This is a genomic window from Haloferax profundi (genome assembly GCF_001469865.1).
Classification (GTDB): Archaea; Halobacteriota; Halobacteria; order Halobacteriales; family Haloferacaceae; genus Haloferax; species Haloferax profundi.
The window spans coordinates 1-2,021 of the sequence record NZ_LOPV01000084.1 but is presented as its reverse complement, the minus strand read 5'-3'; the positions used below and the strand labels follow the sequence as shown (position 1 = coordinate 2,021).

Below are 2,021 nucleotides of genomic sequence, written 5' to 3'. Positions count from 1 at the left end.
TCGCAGATATGCGATTTTTTGACGTCCTTACGGCTCGTTACGAACACGTCACCCAGATTGACCTGCCGAGCCATCCAGGTGCAAAGGACGATCTTCACCATTTCCGGCCACTAGATTGAGGGCGTGTCGGATTCCTCCCGCGAGTAAACTCGTGGGCTTTCTCCTTGCATCTGTGTGAGAATATATACGGACACCATCTCTGAAGAGTGGGCACACATATATGGGCCAGAAAAATATATTTGCGTTGCGGTGCTATGCTTGAATACATGCCTGACAACACCCCCACTCACAACGACAACGGCCCTGAGGAGTTCCCGACTGGAGACGAATTGCCAGAAGAGTCGATGACGGTAGACGACCTCGCGCCATTCAGTGTAGATACTGACGAATTCACCGATATCAATGAACTCGCAGCTGCAGAGTGGAAAGAGTCCACGACTGCAGACGAACGCATTCGGACGGTGATCAAGCGGACTGTAGATCCGAAATCTGCGAATGAAATCGCAGATACAGCTGTGGTTTCAGAAAACAAAGCTCGAGACACGCTGAACAGACTTGTAGAAGAGGGTATCGTTAGGTCACATCAGACATCCTCTGGGAAGACATACGAGCGAGATCCAGACTGGTACTTGCTCCAGCAAGTCCATCAACTGGCCACCTCTGGAGATCTCGTAAGTCAAATCCAGCGAACAAAACAAGAGCTAGCCAACTACCAAAGCCAGTACGAGACCAGTAGTCCGGAGGAATTACTGATTTCCGACCAGGAACTGGACGAAGAGGAGCTCTCAGATATTTCTCACTGGCGCACTGCCAAGCGTGAATTCAACTATCTCCGTGCCGCATATCGTCTGCAACAGGCAAAACTCGAAGATCCGTATAGTGAACGAGGCTCGTTTAATCGGGATTCCGACCAGCGGGTGTCTCCCTGACGATGGCGATGGGCAACGGGTCAGCAATTGATGCTGAGTCAATCGACGCTAGCGTCAGGGTGATGCAGAAACAACTCGACAAGGGTGTCCACAAGGTTCAGTACAAGCACACACAGGGTGGACAGTTCGAGCAGCGGAATGGACGTCCAAGGGAAGCTCGAATCACCGTCACGCCAGGAATTCACCAGGTGGGGGGATATTTTGACATCCAATGGTGGGAGAATGGTGATTACAAATATCACTACAGGGAGCAAGGTCTGGAGTTCAGGTTCGGTCGCGAGGAATCGAACCAGAGCACCGAGATGCCAGTCAGGCATTTTCACCCACCAGATGACGTGACGAAGCATCTCCCAAGTTGTATTGGAGGTGGGCATCCTCCTGAGCGTGTCACGCTTGCTGTGATTGCAACGTGGTGGGCAGCGGTGAAGGCTGGAGATGAGAGCGTCCTGAACACGCAAGACGGTCTACCCTAAGTACTCGAACGTTCTAGCCACTACTCGCGCTAACGCATTCATTGAGTTGTCTCAAGCGGAAAGTCACCAGCCCCACAGTCGTCTTAGCTGAATCGAGGCGCTAAGCCCCCTTCCTCAGCGAGCAACGCGAGTCGTGAGCATGGAGGGCACAGGGCGGCGAGCGGGGCGTGCCGTGACGAAGAAGCGTCCGTTCAGCCTGATTCGATGCTCACTGACACAGTCGACATCCGGGTAGATTCAGAAAGGGCGAGGCCGTCTCGGTTATTTCCCGACCCTAGCACGAGTGGATGAGACGCGATGCGTCTCTCGAACGCCGTGAACGATGGTAATTTCTCCCTGAGTCAGGTAGACGAGAGTTGACACCTGCTTCAGTGCAACCGATAGGGACGCTACTTACTTGCAAGCCAACTACTCGAGCAAGTCATCAACGAACCGGAAGCCGTTCACATACGTCACCGAATCGCCATAGCCCTCACTGGTCAAGACGGCCTCAGCTCCTTTTCCGGCAGCTGTATCGGTCGTATGGATATACGCCTGGTCTGCAGTTCCCTCGACGAATGCTTGGGCGGCGACGCCTGCCAACGCTGGGTCGGCACGCTCGATTTCGTCAGCCGGGCGA

At 53.7% G+C, this 2,021-nt stretch carries 2 protein-coding genes and 1 pseudogene; 2 read left to right on the top strand and 1 reads right to left on the bottom strand.

The annotated features are described in order from the left end of the window. Positions 1 to 266 precede the first annotated feature (266 nt). Positions 267 to 929 (top strand): DUF7342 family protein, encoded by a 663-nt coding sequence (locus AUR66_RS03895; RefSeq protein ID WP_157532989.1) that lies wholly within the window; start codon positions 267 to 269, stop codon positions 927 to 929. A gap of 2 nt (positions 930 to 931) precedes the next feature. Further along, on the top strand, positions 932 to 1,402 hold the full coding sequence (locus tag AUR66_RS03890) for a hypothetical protein (RefSeq protein WP_231727752.1): 471 nt from the start codon (positions 932 to 934) through the stop codon (positions 1,400 to 1,402). 408 nt (positions 1,403 to 1,810) lie between these two features. Here AUR66_RS03890 and AUR66_RS03885 read toward each other — a convergent pair. After that, positions 1,811 to 2,021: pseudogene (locus AUR66_RS03885) on the bottom strand (hypothetical protein); the annotation flags it as partial.

Bases quoted from the DNA above. Each gene is read 5' to 3' on its own strand.
- AUR66_RS03895 (WP_157532989.1), top strand. From the start codon at position 267: ATGCCTGACAACACCCCCACTCACAACGACAACGGCCCTGAGGAGTTC.
- AUR66_RS03890 (WP_231727752.1), top strand. From the start codon at position 932: ATGGCGATGGGCAACGGGTCAGCAATTGATGCTGAGTCAATCGACGCT.